This is a genomic window from Allobosea sp. FBZP-16, from assembly GCF_002831785.1.
In the GTDB taxonomy this organism is placed as follows: Bacteria; Pseudomonadota; Alphaproteobacteria; order Rhizobiales; family Beijerinckiaceae; genus Allobosea; species Allobosea lupini.
Map to the genome: position 1 here is coordinate 20,138 of NZ_LNCQ01000017.1, position 1,507 is coordinate 21,644.

The following is a 1,507-nucleotide window of genomic DNA, read 5'->3' on the forward strand; positions in this document are numbered from 1 at the left end:
AGAGCAATACGGAACTTGCGCCGGTGTCCGGTCTGGCTCCGTCACCAAGCGCGGTAGCGGCGTCGTCACCTTCACGGGTTCGAGCAGCCTCACCGGCCAGACCTCGGTCGAAGCGGGCTCGCTGTCCGTCTACCCTCAAGGGACGCGTCGAGATGCGGTTCTGAAGAGGGAGCCGCCGGCGCGAATGCGCCGATTGAATTTGCGTCGCTATGGAGCAAATCTGTGAGCTGCCGAGTTATCGGATGGCAGCCACGGTCCCACCTCGCGATCGTCGCCTGCAGGTCATCATGGCCCGTCGTTAAGAATGGAGACAGCAGCCATGGCGGAAAACGGCAATCACGAAGCGCTGGACGATCTGATTGCGCTCCTGCGCCGACAAATTTCCGACCTGACGGAACAGGCTGCCGCCGCATCCGGCTCCGGGAGCGAAGAGAGATTGTCGGATCTGCTCAACGAGAAGCAGGATCGCCTCAACGAGCTGCTGAAAGAGCGCTCGGCCGGAGAAGGATGACGCCGCAGGTGGTGGCTGGGCACGCCGCGCTGCAGCGAATGGTCAGGCTCAGTTCTGCCCGCCATTGGCGACGCACTGGTCGATGGCCTTGCGCGACACCTTAGCATCCTTGCCGAGCCCCTGGCTCTTCTGAATGGCCTCGCGGCACTTACGGCGCGGGTCATCGGCAGGGCGCTTGGCTGCCATTGCATCGGCTATCAGGAGGGGTGTGCAGAACAGGCTCAAGGCGATGGCCGAACGCAGCGTTTTCATGCGGATACTCCCCACTGGTAGCTGAAGGCGTCTCGGCTCAGGAAAGCAGGCGGGTAAAACCGACACAATCCCCCAAACAGGTTAGGGTTATGCCCTGCCCAAAACGAAAAAACCGCCCTGAGAAGGGCGGTTTTTCTAAACCAGTCAAGCAGTTAGGCGAAACGCCTCACTTGATCTTGGTTTCCTTGAACTCGACGTGCTTGCGCGCGACCGGGTCGTACTTCTTCTTCGACATCTTCTCGGTCATGGTCCGCGAGTTCTTCTTGGTCACGTAGAAGTACCCGGTGTCCGCGGTCGAGATGAGCTTGATCTTGATGGTCACGGCCTTGGCCATGGCGGAGCCCTCGAATAGATGGGGCCGCCGTCGGCCCGCGCAGAAAACAAAATGGCCGGGCGAGCCCGGCAATCCGATGGGCGGGGAATGCCGTATCGGCGTGGGTAAGTCAAGGAATATCGGGCGGGCATACGGATTTTCCGCTGCCCCAAGGCGTCAGAGCAGCTCGCGCACGAAGTTGCCGCGCTTCTCCCAGTAGAACGGAACCGGCAGATATGGGGCAAATCCGGCTTTCAGCCGCTCCTCGACCTCGGCGATGATCACCTTGGTGATGGTCGGCAGGTCGAGTTCGCGCGCTTCGTCGAAGGTGACGGAGACGAGGTCGGTGAGCTCCGAATCGGGGCCGATCACGCCCTCGACCTTGCCGGCGACGGCGCGGGCGTCGACGGCGAAGAAGCGGGTGTCGAAGC

The 1,507-nt window shown here is 61.8% G+C and carries 4 protein-coding genes and 1 pseudogene; 2 read left to right on the forward strand and 3 right to left on the reverse strand.

The features are described 5' to 3' along the window. The coding region (locus tag CXY91_RS05760; RefSeq protein WP_158673277.1) for an autotransporter-associated beta strand repeat-containing protein at positions 1-226 on the forward strand (226 nt) is incomplete at its 5' end. 93 nt (positions 227-319) lie between these two features. Beyond that, positions 320-511, forward strand: a complete 192-nt coding sequence (locus CXY91_RS05765) for a hypothetical protein (protein WP_100959645.1) — start codon at positions 320-322, stop codon at positions 509-511. 48 nt (positions 512-559) lie between these two features. Here CXY91_RS05765 and CXY91_RS05770 read toward each other — a convergent pair whose 3' ends face one another. From CXY91_RS05770 to CXY91_RS05780, 3 genes and pseudogenes are all read right to left on the reverse strand, one after another. Further along, positions 560-763, reverse strand: coding sequence for a hypothetical protein (locus CXY91_RS05770; RefSeq protein ID WP_100959646.1), 204 nt, complete (start codon positions 761-763; stop codon positions 560-562). Positions 764-929: 166 nt separating this feature from the next. Then, positions 930-1,097, reverse strand: a complete 168-nt coding sequence (rpmG, locus tag CXY91_RS05775; protein WP_091828458.1) for a 50S ribosomal protein L33 — start codon at positions 1,095-1,097, stop codon at positions 930-932. A 156-nt stretch (positions 1,098-1,253) separates the two neighbouring features. After that, positions 1,254-1,507 (reverse strand): annotated as a pseudogene (locus tag CXY91_RS05780) (NUDIX hydrolase); the annotation flags it as partial.